This is a genomic window from Planktothricoides sp. SR001 (assembly GCF_001276715.1).
Lineage (GTDB): Bacteria > Cyanobacteriota > Cyanobacteriia > Cyanobacteriales > Laspinemataceae > Planktothricoides > Planktothricoides raciborskii.
On record NZ_LIUQ01000070.1, the window covers coordinates 12,431 to 26,879 of the forward strand.

A 14,449-nucleotide genomic window follows, 5' to 3' on the forward strand; every position below is an offset into this window, starting at 1 on the left:
ATGGCCATTCGCCCCTACAATACTGAAAGTATTAAATTAAATACCGGAATGCTTCGCCCGCTCATGGTTCAGTAATCTGAAAAGCGCTGTAAGGTGTCGATCCCCCCAACCACCCTTTTTAAGAGAGGCTTTTTGGAGTCAAAGTAATAACTCTATTTTTTCCATTGCAGAAACTTAATATAATCTCCCTCAAATTTTGCGCCTTTCAGCATCCGATTCCAGTAAACCCAGGGTAAAATATCTGTCTTCATTTTCCACATAATCCAACGTTCTTTGATCGGATTGAGGGGAAAACTAGACATGGGGGTAGCCGTATAACCACTAAATTCTGACATGATGGTTTTATCATAGCCAGTAATTAAAGGGCAACAAGTATAACCATCATATTTAGCATTTAACGGTTTCGCGGCCATGAAAGCGAGTAAATTTTCGGCAACCACGGGGGCTTGTTTGCGGACGGCAGCAGCGGTTTTAGACGTAGGCGCCGAAGAAGCATCCCCTAAAGCAAATACGTTGGGATAGCGATTGTGTTGCATTGTATATTGATCCACATCTACCCAACCATAAGAATTGTTGGGGGTGGCTAAAGGACTTTGTTTAATAAAATCCGGGGCACTTTGCGGTGGGGCAACGTGAATCATTTCATATTGATAAGTGACTTCATCCACCACATTGCCGGAAGTATCAAAAATATCAAAGATAGCTGCTTTACTTTCTCCTTTGATTTCCTTAAGATTGTGGCGGAATTTTACGTCTATTTCCCGTTCTTTGACCACTTTATCTAATAAAGCGTAATATTCCGGCACCGCAAACATTTTGGTTGCCGGAGTTAAAAACATGACGTTGCTGCGCTGACGCACGCCCCATTTACTGCGGAATACATCATCGGCCATATACATCACTTTTTGCGGAGCCCCACCACATTTAATCGGCGTATTCGGAAAGGTAAATAGGGCGTTGCCACCAGAGAATTTTTGAATCAGTTCCCAGGTGTAAGGGGCATATTTAGGGGAATAGTTGCTAGTAACGCCGTTTTTCCCGATCGCTTCTGGTAATCCTTTAATTAAATGCCAATCAACTTGAATTCCGGGGCAAAGAATTAAATATTCATATAAAACTTCAATGCCTTCTTGAGTAATCACCGCATTGCGATCGGGGTCTAATTTCACCACTCGATCTTGAATCCAAGTTGCCCCAGCCGGAATCAAATCCCGTTGGTTTCTCACCGTATCTTGAATTTGAAAAATTCCCCCTCCGGTCAATGTCCAACCGGGTTGATAATAGTGCTTATTTGAAGGCTCAATAATCGCCACATCTAACTGACTATTTCGTTTCAACAGTACAGACGCGGTGGTAATTCCCGCTGCACCACCCCCAACGATCGCAATTTGGTAATGGACGGTTTTGCTGACTGCGGGAACTGCGGTTAATGCGGGAGTTTGAGCGGTTTCTGAGGTTAAAGTTGCCATTTTATCTATTTGGGTAAGGTGTGGGTAATGTTACTGATTGCCAACTGACAAGGAAGTCTGAAGTCTATATACCTAAGCCGGTTGTCAGATTTCCGGCCTAAGTTTTTCGATTATATAACTATATTATTATGTAGCTTTTAAAATAAAAAAGCATAATTTTCGCTCCAGGCCAATTTTTCCTTAAATTTCCCTTGATCTCCATAAGTTGCTGAGGTTTGCGGAAAATTTAAGCAAAACTACTTATTGAAGACATTATTTAAATAAATCATTATATAGCCATACAAAAGAATATAAATATGACGCATTAGCGAACAACAAGGAGTTTACCAATGGGCAAGTTAGTTGACGAACTGAAACAAGACATTCAATACCAGCATGGGATGAATGCCTGCCTGAACTGCGGTGTATGTACGGCGGTTTGTCCAGCAGCGGAGGTTTATGACTATTCCCCTCGCGAGGTGATGAACATTTGCCAAACGGAAGATGAAGATTGGTTGGTGCAGTTACTCAAGTCAGACAAAATTTGGTTTTGCGGGCAATGTTTTTCTTGTAAAACCCGGTGTCCGAGAGGCAACAGTACCGCTTCAGTAATTCTCGCTTTGCGTCGTCTTTCCGTGCGTCACGGTTATTTTGCCGAGTCAGAAAAAGGCAGACAACAGTTATTTGCCAAGCGAGTATTTGGGGAAAATATGCTGAAACGCGGCTATACCTTGTTGGCAGAAAATATTACCCCGGAACATTTCCCGGAACTGGGCGAAAACTGGGAATATTATTATGAACATAGAGCGGAAATGCGCGAATGGTGGGATGTCCCAATGGACAAGGAAAATAGCGCCGGTTCCCACCGAGTAATTCCCGAAAAAGATATGGATGAATTGCGGGCAATTTATAAAGCAACCGGGGCGATCGAGTTAATGGATGCGGTAGAAAAAGGCATGGAAAAGAAACTCGGGAGCAAAGAAGAGGTTGAGAAGTTTTGGGACAACTGGGTAGAGACTGCGGATAGCAGAAACTACGAAATGAAATAAGACAAAATCCATATACACCGAAGGCATTGCTTATAAAATATTGAAAAATGATTTGGGTATGGATTTGCGGGAAGCTCCCGGACATAATTTTTGTGGGGCGATCGGCTATCACGGAGATGTCACAACCATCGAAGCCCAAATGGTGATCGCAGCGCGGAATTTTTCCCTCGCTCACTATGAACAAGGAGTTGATAATCTCTTCTCATTCTGTGTCACTTCTTTTGCCAACTACACCGAAGTAATTAAACTCTGGGAAGAAGAACCAGAATTACGAGAATATACCGCCAAAACCTTAAAAGAAACTACCGGACGGGAATTCTGGATTCCTCATGTTTCTGGGGGCAGACCTTCAGTAGTTCATGCTTCTGATGTTTTCTATGCTAACCGACATAAATTAGCCGAAAAAGCTAAGTATAGCTTGAAGGGAATTAAGGCGGTCGATTTGGCTGTCACTATGGTAAAATCTTTCCAGGTGAAGCAATGGGTGGGGTATAATTTCCCCAAGTTTTAGTGGGATTGCTCGAAGCTTTTGGGGCGGAAATTGTTGATTATCCAGAACGTCGCCATTGCTGTGGCATGGGTTTCCGTCAGTGCGCTTTCCCCGAAAACCGCGACTATACTGCCAGTAGCGTTTATAAGAAAATGGCTAGTTTGAAAGAAGCCCATCCAGACTGTAATTTAATCCTCACTAATTGTCCCGGTTGTACGGTGTTTTTGGATGCGGAACAAGGCACGATTAAAGAAGTGCTGGAAGAGGAGTTTAATGTCAGTGTTCTGGATTACGCACAATTGACCGGGTTAATGTTAGGTTATGACCCCTTTAAAGATTGTGGATTGAATGCCAAAGTAGTGGCGATCGAGCCTTTGCTGGATAAAATTGGCATCCCCTACGATAAGTCTAAAACTCCTGAACAACGGAGAAGACCGTTTTAGATACCTCAGAGAGAAACCGGGTTTCTATTTGGCTAAAGTAAGCTTTTTGTTAAACCCATTAAAGAAACCCGGTTTCTTTTTCTCTTACCTCTTCTTTTCGTTAAATTATACCAATTACAAAAAAATATACACCAATAAGTATTTATATTGTAGGGTGGGCAATAATCCACCATAATATATGTTAATTTTGGGTGAATATTGTTGCCCACCCTACCAATGTTAGGGGCTGTTGGATGAATTTTTGTAAATGGTATTAGCTAATTGTAATTTTCAGGTAAAAAAAATGAATAAACAAGTAGTAGTAATTGGTGGCGGCCCTGCGGGATTAGCAGCAGCAGTAAAACTGCAAAATTTTGGCCTAAATGTGGTTTTAATTGATAAGCAAAAATTGGCGGACATTTAAATAAGTAGTATAAAGTATTTCCTGATTTTACCGATGCTTCGTAAATTACCGCGAATCTGACGGCAGGTTTGGGGAATACGAGAATTTTAACTAATACTACGGTGACTGAGATTAACGGTGCTGCCCCGCATTTTACCGTGACTACATCCACTGGAGAAAAAATTGAGGCAGCGTCAATTATAGTCGCGACGGGATATCACCATTTTGATGCCACTTTAAAGGAAGAATACGGCTACGGAGTTTATGATAATTGCATCAATTCGGTAGAACTAGATGCGATGTTGAAGGCAAAAAATTTGCAAACTAAGGCCGGTAAACCGCCGAAAAAAGTGGCGATGATTCATTGTGTTGGTTCTCGCGATGAGAAGGTGAATAATAATTATTGTTCGCGAGTTTGCTGTACTAATGCGATTAAAGTAGCCATTGAGGTGAAAGAACAAATTCCCGATTGCCAAGTTTACTGCCTCTATATGGATATTCGGGTGTTTGGTCGCGGTTATGAGGAACTTTATCGCACTTCTCAGGAACGGTTTGGGGTGCAGTTTCTCCGAGGTCGGCTTTCTGAAGCAGCAGAGCAAAATGATGGCAGTTTGTTGATGCGTTTAGAAGATACTTTGACGGCAAAACCAATGCGGTTGACGGTGGATTTGTTGGTTTTGATGGTGGGAATGGAAGGAAATTCTGATTTAGCAGAAGTGGCTGGTTTAAAAATTGGTTGCGATCGCTTCTATGCCACTGCTCATCAACAATATTCTAATAATGCGTCTCACCGGGAAGGGATTTTTCTCGCGGGGGCAGCCACGGGGCCAAAATCGATTATGGAATCAATTACTGATGGGCGATCGGCAGCGGCAGAAATGGTCAGTTTTCTTGCCAGCAATCCCGCGAATTTTGCCTTAAGCATGAATGGGCAAGCAGTGGCAACAATGGCAGCAGTGAAGTGAGGTAAAAACAATGACAACCAATACAACAAAAACAACGAAGTCTAAAAGAAAGTTTGTCTTTGGACTGAAAAGCGATCGCCAATTAGATGGCGATAAAATGAATCCCGATTTTATGCAGAAAGTCGTAGAGGAAGGTGGCAAAGGGGCGGCGATCGCTGCTTGTATGCAATGTGGCACTTGTAGCGGTGGCTGTACCAATATTGACCGGATGGATATGTCCCCTCGAACCCTAATTTTAATGGTGCAACGGGGGGAATGGGAAAAGGTACTGCAAAGTAACACTTTATGGATGTGTAGTTCTTGCTATATCTGTACCACCCGATGCCCCCGTGGAGTCCCTCCTTCCGACGTAATTGAAGCGGTAAAAGCGATCGCCATTCGTCAAGGAATCGAAAACGACTCGACTCGATTTAATCAAATTTTTGTGAACTTAGTTGAAAAACGCGGCATCCTTTTTGAACCAGAATTAATGCAGCGATATGGCGGATTAAAAGCCATGATCGACCAAGCGCCATTAGGGATTCAATTAGCCCTCAAAGGCAAAATGTCACCCTTGCCGGACAAAATCAAAGACCCCAAAACATTTAAACAAGCATTAGAAAAGGCGAAATAACCATGACTGCAACAATTACCAAAACTACCCAAACCCAGAAATATTCTTACTATCCCGGATGCAGCCTGCATACCACCGCCAAAGAATTTGATATCTCCACCAAAGTGGTGATGAAAGAGTTAGGAATTGAACTCGAAGACCTCAAAGACTGGTCTTGTTGTGGAGGTTCGATCGCCGCCAGTGTTTCTCACGATGTGGGCATGGCAATGGCTGCCCGAAATGTGGCCTTAGCCCAAAAACAAAACCTCGATTTATTGGCATCTTGTTCCGGTTGTTACAACAAATCAGCCCGGACAATGAAGGCATTAAAAGACCCCACGGAAAAAGAAAAAATCACGGCGATTATGTCAGAAATGGGAATCGATGTTTCTGAATATAATATCCGGGTGAGAAATGTCGTAGATGTGTTAGCCAATGATATCGATATTGCCTCGCGAGTCAAAAGACCATTAACCGGCTTAAAAGTGGCTTGTTATTATGGGTGTCTGTTGACTCGACCCGCCGATATCACCGGCTGGGATTCGCCAGTTTTCCCCACATCAATGGATCGATTGTCGGAAATTTGTGGGGCAGAAGTTGTTGACTTCAAATCCAAAGTTAAGTGCTGCGGTAGCCCGATTTTGGTATCTAAACAAGATGTAGCTTTTGACCTGACTAAAAATATATTAGATGAGGCCAAAGCTTTGGGGGCAGATTGCATTGTTTTGGCTTGTCCTCTGTGCGATACAAACCTAGAACTCCGCCAGCCGGATATCGAGAAACAATACAATGTTTCTTACAATATGCCGATTATTTATATCACCGAATTAATCGGGTTAGCTTTAGGCATTAAACCGAGTAATTTGGGCATGAATAAGCATATTGTTTCGGTCAAGCCGGTTTTAGCTAAATTGGGTTTTTAAAGCATTAGTTAATGTCAAAAATTATACCAGTAGTTATCATGTCTAACAATCTTGGCAGCTTAGATCGAATGGTGCGGTTTTTATTAGCCGCAGCCCTACTTTATACAGGTGTGAATGTTTACCAAGGTACGCCCTTAGCCATTGGCTTAGATATTGGCGCAGGCTTGCTGGCTTTCAGTGCGACATTTGGCTTTTGTGGCATCTATCGCTTGCTAGGGATTAACACCAGTAAATCCCCCAAATAAATTACAGAAATAAATCCCAAAACTGACTGGAATAATTTGCCCTTAAATTATCCCAACTATCACTCTGAAATCAATCATAACATAACAAAAACACTCCAATGGATAATCATAGTTTACCTCTCGAAAGCCCTTCCATGTCTCGGCGAAAGTTGCTCAACTTTTTGACTGGTGCTGCCGTTGCTTCTACTGCCGGGGCTGCACTTTATCCCGTCGCCAAATATTTTATTCTCCCATCAGAAAAGGGTGAAGGGGGAGCAATTATCGCCAAAGATGTTTTAGGTAATCTTATTCCTGCCAGTCAAATTTTAGCGGAACCCGTAGGCACTCGCGCTTTAGTTGCCGGTTTAGCCGGTGAACCGACTTATTTAACCATCCAAAAAGATGGGATTGATCGCATAGGAATTGTGGATAATTGCACCCATTTAGGCTGCACATTTCCTTGGAATGGAACTGACCAAGAATTTCAATGTCCCTGTCACGGTTCTCGCTATAGTGCGGACGGTTCTGTATTGCCTGGCCCCGCACCTTTGCCACTGAAATTAGTGAATGTGGTCGTCAAAGATAACGTGATTTTGATTTCTCCTTGGACGGAAATAGACCCGCGCACGGGCGAAACTCCTTGGTGGGTTTAACTAAATTTAGTTTAAATAAACGTAGTCTGATCGCCGCTGATTTTCTGATTAAATCAGGATTTCAATCGGTTTTTAATATTACCGGCGGCATGGTATAATGGCGGCAATTAAAATTAGCCATAGCCACGGGTAAATCTTGATAATTAAATTAACTATGTGGTCAGGAATTTTTAACCCAAAATTCAATAATCTGCCACCAAATTATTGTCAAACAACTGGGTAATGGGGTAAGATAATCGCGATCGCCTTTTTAACTTATTAAGTAACTTATCAAGCGGCGATCGATTGTTCATCATACTTAGGGAAATCATTATAATGTGGGCAAGTGCAATTACCGCTTATTTCCATTACTTAGGTTTCATGTTAGCTTTTGGGGCTTTAACCGTAGAAGTATTTAACTTCAAACAAGAAATGACCCTCAATGAAGCCAAAAGAGTGGCTTTTGCAGATGCCGCTTATGGGATAGCAGCTACGGCAATTCTAGTCACCGGAATATTAAGAGTCATCTATTTCGGCAAAGGCAGCGATTACTATCTTAGCAATCCATTTTTCTATGCAAAAATCGGGGTATTTATCCTAGTCAGTCTGTTGTCCCTGTATCCTACATTTACTTTTATTACCTGGACTAAAAGCCTGCAAAGAGGTCAAACGCCCCAATTAGAAATCGGCAAAGTAAACCTGATTTCTTGGCTGATTAAAGGGGAGTTAATCTGTTTTACGCTATTGCCGCTATTCGCCGCATTAATGGCTAGAATGAGTGGCTGGATTGGCTAGATTTAATATTGCCCCCGGTAGTATTAGCCTAGGCGATCGCACTTCATGTAAACCAGCATTTAATAGACAATTCTGGCTTGCATACCAGATCGATACCCCCAACCCCCCATTAAAAAGGGGGACTTTTTAGGGGGGTGCAAAAAGTCTAATAGAGTCCGACATTGTTGTAAGCAATATCCACGACTTCACCGCGAAAGTAACTAAAATTGCCATATTCCAACTTCCATAAAACTTCCACGTTAACCGGAATGCGTAACCCATTAAATTCTTGATAGTTAGTCATAGGAATAGCCTCCCATTCATCTAAAGCATATTCACCTTTGACTTCTCGATATCTTTGGGCAGTTAATTTCACGATTTGCCCATCGGCATTCAAATGTAGTACAGCGGAAACCTCCAACCCATTGCAGTTCAAAATAGCCCGGACTGAGTGGCAATCTATTTCTTGCCACTGGATATAATCCGATAGCCATGCGCTGGGAAACCACATCATTTCACCCAGATAACGCAACAATGCCCCTTGATCTATTTTGTCACCCCTGGCATTGGTTAAGGTGAAAAAAGACTGTAGTTTAACCAGCATACTGCCCTGCCCATCGATAAATTTATCTCTCGCTGAAATGGACAGAAACGGCAAAGCTTTGACAGTGCCGAACCACAAAAAAGCCGGGGGATTTGTTGTGTAATATTGCTCCGCAATCATCGGCATCCAGGGTAAGTTTTCACTGGGTCTAAAAAATCCCTTTTGCTTGAGGCGAACAGTTTTAATCTTCTCTTTACCAATAACGCCACTATATCTAAGATAACGTTGCACTGGTTCGGGTAGTTTCATAATATTTGTTTCGCTGATTGGTTCTGTTGTTGTTTCCTGACTTTTGCTCAGTAACTCCCAAACTTCACTACGTGCTATTTCCCACATTGGTTTGACCTCATTCTGTACCTGGTGGTATTTATTTTATATTATATATGCCCAATTATAGATGCGTGATCGCCAACCTAATAAATCCTCAGAGCGATCGCTACTTAGTCTCCTTACTCAATTAATTTATCAGTTCAAAGCAAAAATTTATGCCTGTAATGCTTCGCCCAAAGAGCAGATGGGTAAACCACAAATCTCCGTAAGGGCGAAGCATTCCGGCAGATACGTTATTGCTTAAAATCAGAAATTCATTGCCGGAATGCTTCGCCCCTAAAGTATTGTATTTATCTGAAAATTTCTATAAATTAAGTTAGCGTCTTGATTAATCTGGCAGCAAAAAACAATGGCCAAAAAATTGATATCAGTTGTCCTGGGGACTTTATTATCTATTTCCCTAGAAATGGGGATAGGAGCGATCGCACCTTTAGCAGTCATGGCGGAAAGTTCCCTGCCCCAAGCAGAATTATCCGCAGAAATCACCCAGTTTTTAACCTCCCTACCGGGGGATTATTAGACCATTGGTAATACCGCCGCCCTCAAAAATATCATCAAGGGGAATGATGAGTTTGCAAATGTTAGGATACAGCAACGTCCGAGGATTTCCTCCTAGCTTTCAAGGGTGGAAATTAGCCGTAGAAACTCTGGAAAAGTAACCATAAACCGGGCATTTTCTCGTTCCCCTGCTAGAGCCTGGAAGAACAACGAGAACAAAAACCGCTACAAGACCAGCCGTTCGGGGGGCTTTTGAGAACTGATTGGGCGGCTCCAATGCCCGTGGGATGAGGCCGCCAGCTATTTGCCCCAAGGGATATAATCATCAACAAGAACTACCAACCGTAGGGAGCCGAAAATGTCAGTAGAGCTCACCGCCTATAACCCCGAAACCGTTGTGGAACCGGACTGGGAACCCCCCATGCCGCCGACGGACTTGATTTTTGATGATGGAGAACCCTTGGAGACTAACCGCCACCGCATTGCCATGAACGTCCTGATCCGGTCATTGCAACAAGCTTGGATCTCGCGCAATGATTTTTACACGGGCGGCAATATGTTTATTTATTACAGCAGCGAACAAGTTAGAAACAAAGACTTTCGCGGCCCTGATTTCTTTGCGGTCTTAGATGTAGACGGGACAAGGGAACGACAGGGCTGGGTGGTCTGGCAGGAAGGCGGTCGCTACCCAGATGTGATTGTCGAGTTCATGTCCCCCAGTACCGCGAGGATAGATAAAGGAGTCAAGAAGGATATTTATCAGCGGGTTTTCCGCACCCCTGATTACTTTGTCTTTGACCCGTTTGAGCCAAATTCCTTGCAGGGATGGCATTTGCACAGTTCCCACGGTTATCAGCCCTTGGGGGCAAATGACCGAGGTTGGCTGTGGTGTGAGAGTTTGGGGTTTTGGCTGGGAACTTGGTCGGGTACTATCGACCGAGAGGAGGCGGTTTGGTTACGGTTTTACGATACCGAAGGCAATTTGGTGCTGTTGCCGGAAGAGGCTGAACGCCAAAAAGCTGAACAAGCGGTTGAGCTTGCTGAGGCAGAACGCCAGCGGGCGGAGATTGAACGCCAACGGGCGGAAATTGAACACCAACGAGCGGAAATTGAACGCCAGCGGGCAGAACGTCTCGCGGAACGGTTGCGGGCGATCGGGCTAGATCCCGATAACCTTTAAGTTAAAACTTAAGTTAAAACTTAAGTTAAAGCTGTTGGGCCAAGATGTTGCATTCTGCCAAATTGTTGGATTTTGTAATATCTTGGCTCACGCTTAATTTCGTCTGAATAGGATTTCGCGATCGAATGCGCTGGAATCTGATGTCAAATAACACCATTCCTGGAAGTGGTGGGGCGAATTGAGCAATTAAAAATTGCTATGATTAGTTGAGGCGATTCAATTTTAATTTGCACGGAGGTCAATCGATGCCTTCACCGTTTCCAGGGTTCGATCCTTATCTGGAAAATCCTGATTTTTGGCCTGAAGTTCATAGCCGGTTAATTGTGGCATTGGCAGATTCTTTAGTGCCGCAAGTTCGTCCCAAGTATGAAATTGCGATCGCAAAGCTTACACCAATGTCTGAAAAAATTAAGCAGCATTATTTAGAAGTAAGAAATAGAAGCAGCGGTTTAGTTGTCACGGTTGTGGAAATTTTATCTCCGGTTAATAAACGTCCGGGGGAAGGACGAGAAAGCTATCTGCAAAAACGTCAGCGTATTTTGGGCAGTTTAACCAATTTAGTCGAAATTGATTTACTTAGAAGCTTTGATTGTCTGCCAATTTTAGCCCCGAATATTCAGTCAGATTATCGAATTTTAATTAGTCGTTATGCCCAAAGACCAGCAGCGGAATTATATGCTTTTAATTTAAAAGATGCGCTGCCTATTTTTTGTCTGCCTTTGCGATCGGACGATGTTGAGCCAACGGTAAACTTCCAGCAGTTATTTACCGAAATTTCTGATAAAGCTGGCTATGATTATCGGATTGATTATACCTCAGAAATTGTTCCGGCTTTATCAGAAACAAATCGAGTTTGGGTTAAACAGTTATTAGCACAAAAGATAGATTAAGGTAATATTAAGAATATGTGCGATCGCGCCCCCCCCCACAGAAACAAAGAAACCGGTTTTTTCAAAAAACCCGGTTTCTGCTTACTCCATACATTATCATGCCAAAACTCGCGCTTGGGCAATTTCTCTGTCACCGATCGCCCGAACCTGAGAATTGAATAAAGAAACAATCGCGATCGGTTTTCCGGCGATGGTGATAAATTCTACTTCATAGCCCAAACCTTCTTGATGGACTAAAACGACCGTGCCAATATCGCCGGTTTTTAAATTATATTCTGGTAAATCTGCGGTTAAAACAACTCGATCTAATTCACTAATCATTTTGGGTAATTTGAGGAATTTTATTCTAGTGGGTATGCGCTGACCAGTCTAGGAGTATCATCTCCAGTAGCGATAAACCAAACAGAACGGACTGCTGGGTTTCTACCATCTGGGGTGATTAGTTCACCTTCAATAACGTACCTTGTCCCAAAAGGGGATGGTTCTATTTTAGCTAATTCATGGTCAGCCGCATGATTGATGAAAGCAGTAGCCATGATTTTCCAGTTATCAACGGTAAACCCAAACTTGAGAAAAAATTTTGCCTTACTTTTGCCGTCAGGATGAGTTAGTGATAGTAAATATGCGGTAATTTTTTTCTGGGGAACGATCACTTGCTCATAATTCGGTAGTTTCAAGCTATTTCTCCTCTTTGTTCCAGGAATTAAATCCATGATCTCATGTTTTGCAACTATCCTCACCTCCGATAATGGCGCGATTCCTGCCTCTGGATCGATCCGCTTCGCGAAATCGCCCCCACAGAAACATAGAAACCCGGTTGCTTAAAGAAACCGGGTTTCTTGCCTTATAATCGCGTTTGATTCCGAGGCGCAGGAGCACCGCGTAATAATCCTTCGGTACTAATATCCTCATCAATTTCTTCCCAATGAATCCCAGAAACGCCGCCACAAATCACCCATTTTTCTAACTGTTCGGGAGTAGCTTTTAATAGTCGAGGAAACCAAGCTAGAGTAACGGTGAGAGTGCGTCCATCCATTAATTGACTAATTTCTGTTCATTGAGTCGATAAGTTTTCGATAAGCTTCTTGGTTGTTTTCTATCATTCTTTGCCTACTTTCTTCAATTGTTTCTTGCGCGAATCGCACATATTTTTCTCTGCAAACGATCTCTTGACTGGATAAGATTAACGCATTAGCTTCCAAGGCTTGCTTCAAAGGAGGAAAGCCTGAACAATTGCCTCCTAATTCGCAAGCCATTAGTTCAATTTGTTGCTGTACTTGACTTCTACTTTCTAGCCTATCACAAATCTTCTGAGCATATTCACATCTTTGAGCCATAGATAATCGTTCCCAACGTGGGAGACTTGGTAATATAACAAAACCTTCGTGTACCAACCAAATTTGTTTTCCATGAATTGTTTCCCCGACTTTCCAGGTAATTTGTTCCCCGCATTCTGCCAAAGCTTCTTCTTGAGTTGGTGGCTCAGGTGTTTCTACTGAAGGATCGTCTGAAACAACAGATTCTTCTGGTGAATTAGTTGTTGCAACTTCAGAAGGTTGATCGGAATCGAAACCACAGCTAGGTACTGTTACTATAGCTGTGATAGTTATGGCGATCGCTGAAATTTTTTTTAGATTATGGTACATAATTTTATTTTCCCTAACATTTCTTATTGTTGGGAGCAAATTAATCTTAACAAATCAGCAAAATAACCAAGGTATTTATTCAAGGTCAAAATGATAAATACTTGTATTACCTTGCTTGACTTCACGGCCTCCTAATTGTTTACATTTTATGCTTAAAAACATTTGAGACTCGGCGGCCTCTATGATAATTCCTTTTTTGAATATACCAAAACGATATTCTGCACAAGCAACGGCGAAATCAGTAGCAGTAACAACTTTTTGTGCTTTTACAAGAGCATAAAATACTTTGTTCATTTTTTTTTGCCTTTCTATCGAATAACCCAACGCAGAAATAAAAATTATCAAAGACGACAAAAAAAACAACAGGAGAAGATCATCACTACTCATAGCTTTGATTATAAATTAAATTAATTACGTTACAGGATAGATAGATTTAAATTATCTGGTTCATCTTCTAGCTTATATTCATATTTTTATTCAGTCTTAAAAGGAGTTAAACAACGAAATCTAATTTGCTGGTTTCCCTAATTTTATCCTGTAACATTTATATGCGACAAGCCTAAAACAGTACATTTGGTACACAATTTGTCTAATTATCCTGACGGAATTTAGTAGGATTTGGTAGGATTTGGTTGACAAAGTAGGATTCGGTAGGATATTTTTGAAAAAGATTAAAAAATATCTCTATTTGTATCCAAATATGAAGAATGTTGAAGATATATTACAATGGGCGGATCGGTTGATACTTGATAAAACTGGAGAAAATCTGACATCTATAGAGGAGGCTATACTGACGGGGGTGTGGTCAGGTAAAAAATATCCTCAAATTGCTACAGAGTATAAGTGCAGTGAATCTCACGTTAAAAAAGAAGCCGCTAAGTTGTGGGAAAAGTTGCGGGAAGAATTAGGAGAAGACCTGAATAAATATAATTTTCGTTCCAAGATAGAGAAAAAACATCGGGTTTCTGAAATTTCCCGGTGTGACAATTGTGTATTACAAGAAATTGATATTAACATTGTTGGTCAGTTTATACAAACTATTAAAGATGTACAACCTCGATCGCCCTCTTCTCCTGACTCTTCTCCTCACTCTTCCCCCGACTCTTCCCCCAACCAAAATCCCTCACCCATTATCGACCTAACCGACGCCCCAGACCTCACGGAATTTTACAACCGCACCACCGAACTAAATACCCTCAAACAGTGGATCTTAAAAGACCAGATCCGCTTAATCACCATCTATGGATTAAGTGGCATTGGCAAAAGCTTACTAACCAGGCAACTCATCGAACAAATCAAGCCTGAATTTGACTATATTATTTGGAAAAGTCTCACAGAAACTCCCACCCTTTCCTGCCTAAAAAACCAACTGCAACAAT

At 42.1% G+C, this 14,449-nt stretch carries 22 protein-coding genes; 15 read left to right on the top strand and 7 right to left on the bottom strand.

All coding sequences use genetic code 11. The annotated features are described in order from the left end of the window. Nucleotides 1-152: 152 nt before the first annotated feature. Nucleotides 153-1,469 (bottom strand): FAD/NAD(P)-binding oxidoreductase, encoded by a 1,317-nt coding sequence (locus tag AM228_RS25820; protein WP_054469791.1) that lies wholly within the window; start codon nt 1,467-1,469, stop codon nt 153-155. A 329-nt stretch (nt 1,470-1,798) separates the two neighbouring features. Here AM228_RS25820 and AM228_RS25825 point away from each other — a divergent pair, with 329 nt between their 5' ends. From AM228_RS25825 to AM228_RS25860, 10 genes are all read left to right on the top strand, one after another. Continuing rightward, nucleotides 1,799-2,497, top strand: coding sequence for a 4Fe-4S dicluster domain-containing protein (locus tag AM228_RS25825; protein WP_054469792.1), 699 nt, complete (start codon nt 1,799-1,801; stop codon nt 2,495-2,497). A 40-nt stretch (nt 2,498-2,537) separates the two neighbouring features. Further along, the gene (locus tag AM228_RS35740; RefSeq protein WP_231636950.1) at nt 2,538-3,008 is read left to right on the top strand and encodes a hypothetical protein; all 471 of its coding nucleotides are present in this window, start codon (nt 2,538-2,540) and stop codon (nt 3,006-3,008) included. Continuing rightward, on the top strand, nt 3,008-3,430 hold the full coding sequence (locus AM228_RS35745; protein ID WP_231636951.1) for a heterodisulfide reductase-related iron-sulfur binding cluster: 423 nt from the start codon (nt 3,008-3,010) through the stop codon (nt 3,428-3,430). The genes AM228_RS35740 and AM228_RS35745 overlap by 1 nt, the downstream gene beginning before the upstream one ends. Nucleotides 3,431-3,713: 283 nt before the next feature. Then, nucleotides 3,714-3,833, top strand: coding sequence for an FAD-dependent oxidoreductase (locus AM228_RS36450; RefSeq protein ID WP_255353270.1), 120 nt, complete (start codon nt 3,714-3,716; stop codon nt 3,831-3,833). Between the two features lie 101 nt (nt 3,834-3,934). Beyond that, entirely contained in the window at nt 3,935-4,777 is an 843-nt protein-coding gene (locus AM228_RS25835; RefSeq protein ID WP_255353271.1) for an FAD-dependent oxidoreductase, read from the top strand. 10 nt (nt 4,778-4,787) lie between these two features. Beyond that, a complete protein-coding gene (locus tag AM228_RS25840; RefSeq protein WP_054469793.1) occupies nt 4,788-5,390 on the top strand; it encodes a 4Fe-4S dicluster domain-containing protein in 603 nt (200 codons plus the stop codon). A 2-nt stretch (nt 5,391-5,392) separates the two neighbouring features. Continuing rightward, the gene (locus AM228_RS25845; RefSeq protein WP_054469794.1) at nt 5,393-6,292 is read left to right on the top strand and encodes a CoB--CoM heterodisulfide reductase iron-sulfur subunit B family protein; all 900 of its coding nucleotides are present in this window, start codon (nt 5,393-5,395) and stop codon (nt 6,290-6,292) included. A gap of 38 nt (nt 6,293-6,330) precedes the next feature. After that, nucleotides 6,331-6,537 (top strand): DUF2892 domain-containing protein, encoded by a 207-nt coding sequence (locus AM228_RS25850; RefSeq protein WP_054469795.1) that lies wholly within the window; start codon nt 6,331-6,333, stop codon nt 6,535-6,537. 98 nt (nt 6,538-6,635) lie between these two features. Next, nucleotides 6,636-7,169: a cytochrome b6-f complex iron-sulfur subunit gene (petC, locus tag AM228_RS25855; RefSeq protein ID WP_054469796.1), complete on the top strand. Its 534-nt coding sequence runs from the start codon at nt 6,636-6,638 to the stop codon at nt 7,167-7,169. 315 nt (nt 7,170-7,484) lie between these two features. Continuing rightward, nucleotides 7,485-7,943 carry a DUF2214 family protein gene (locus AM228_RS25860; protein ID WP_054469797.1) on the top strand — a complete coding sequence of 153 codons (459 nt, stop codon included), beginning with the start codon at nt 7,485-7,487 and terminating at the stop codon, nt 7,941-7,943. A gap of 145 nt (nt 7,944-8,088) precedes the next feature. Here AM228_RS25860 and AM228_RS25865 read toward each other — a convergent pair whose 3' ends face one another. After that, the gene (locus AM228_RS25865; RefSeq protein WP_054469798.1) at nt 8,089-8,862 is read right to left on the bottom strand and encodes a DUF6544 family protein; all 774 of its coding nucleotides are present in this window, start codon (nt 8,860-8,862) and stop codon (nt 8,089-8,091) included. Between the two features lie 61 nt (nt 8,863-8,923). Here AM228_RS25865 and AM228_RS33575 point away from each other — a divergent pair, with 61 nt between their 5' ends. From AM228_RS33575 to AM228_RS25875, 4 genes are all read left to right on the top strand, one after another. After that, complete coding sequence (locus tag AM228_RS33575; RefSeq protein ID WP_156332061.1) at nt 8,924-9,100, top strand: hypothetical protein; 177 nt, start codon at nt 8,924-8,926, stop codon at nt 9,098-9,100. Nucleotides 9,101-9,205: 105 nt separating this feature from the next. Then, nucleotides 9,206-9,376: a hypothetical protein gene (locus AM228_RS34575; RefSeq protein ID WP_190880754.1), complete on the top strand. Its 171-nt coding sequence runs from the start codon at nt 9,206-9,208 to the stop codon at nt 9,374-9,376. Nucleotides 9,377-9,712: 336 nt separating this feature from the next. After that, a complete protein-coding gene (locus AM228_RS25870; protein WP_054469799.1) occupies nt 9,713-10,534 on the top strand; it encodes a Uma2 family endonuclease in 822 nt (273 codons plus the stop codon). A 245-nt stretch (nt 10,535-10,779) separates the two neighbouring features. Then, nucleotides 10,780-11,424 carry a DUF4058 family protein gene (locus AM228_RS25875; protein ID WP_054469800.1) on the top strand — a complete coding sequence of 215 codons (645 nt, stop codon included), beginning with the start codon at nt 10,780-10,782 and terminating at the stop codon, nt 11,422-11,424. Between the two features lie 96 nt (nt 11,425-11,520). Here the strand turns inward: AM228_RS25875 and AM228_RS25880 are convergent, their stop codons facing one another. The 5 genes from AM228_RS25880 to AM228_RS25900 form a co-directional block, all read right to left on the bottom strand. Further along, nucleotides 11,521-11,745: a DUF4926 domain-containing protein gene (locus AM228_RS25880; RefSeq protein ID WP_054469801.1), complete on the bottom strand. Its 225-nt coding sequence runs from the start codon at nt 11,743-11,745 to the stop codon at nt 11,521-11,523. 20 nt (nt 11,746-11,765) lie between these two features. Then, the gene (locus tag AM228_RS25885) at nt 11,766-12,101 is read right to left on the bottom strand and encodes a DUF6883 domain-containing protein (RefSeq protein ID WP_054469804.1); all 336 of its coding nucleotides are present in this window, start codon (nt 12,099-12,101) and stop codon (nt 11,766-11,768) included. Between the two features lie 167 nt (nt 12,102-12,268). Further along, nucleotides 12,269-12,460: a DUF2442 domain-containing protein gene (locus AM228_RS25890; protein ID WP_082349114.1), complete on the bottom strand. Its 192-nt coding sequence runs from the start codon at nt 12,458-12,460 to the stop codon at nt 12,269-12,271. Between the two features lie 7 nt (nt 12,461-12,467). Then, nucleotides 12,468-13,070: a hypothetical protein gene (locus AM228_RS25895; protein ID WP_054469802.1), complete on the bottom strand. Its 603-nt coding sequence runs from the start codon at nt 13,068-13,070 to the stop codon at nt 12,468-12,470. Nucleotides 13,071-13,145: 75 nt separating this feature from the next. Beyond that, a complete protein-coding gene (locus tag AM228_RS25900; RefSeq protein WP_054469803.1) occupies nt 13,146-13,457 on the bottom strand; it encodes a hypothetical protein in 312 nt (103 codons plus the stop codon). 313 nt (nt 13,458-13,770) lie between these two features. On the opposite strand from AM228_RS25900, the gene AM228_RS25905 reads away from it, so the two are divergent. Beyond that, a partial coding sequence (locus tag AM228_RS25905) for an NB-ARC domain-containing protein (RefSeq protein ID WP_197285419.1) occupies nt 13,771-14,449 on the top strand: 679 nt, incomplete at its 3' end.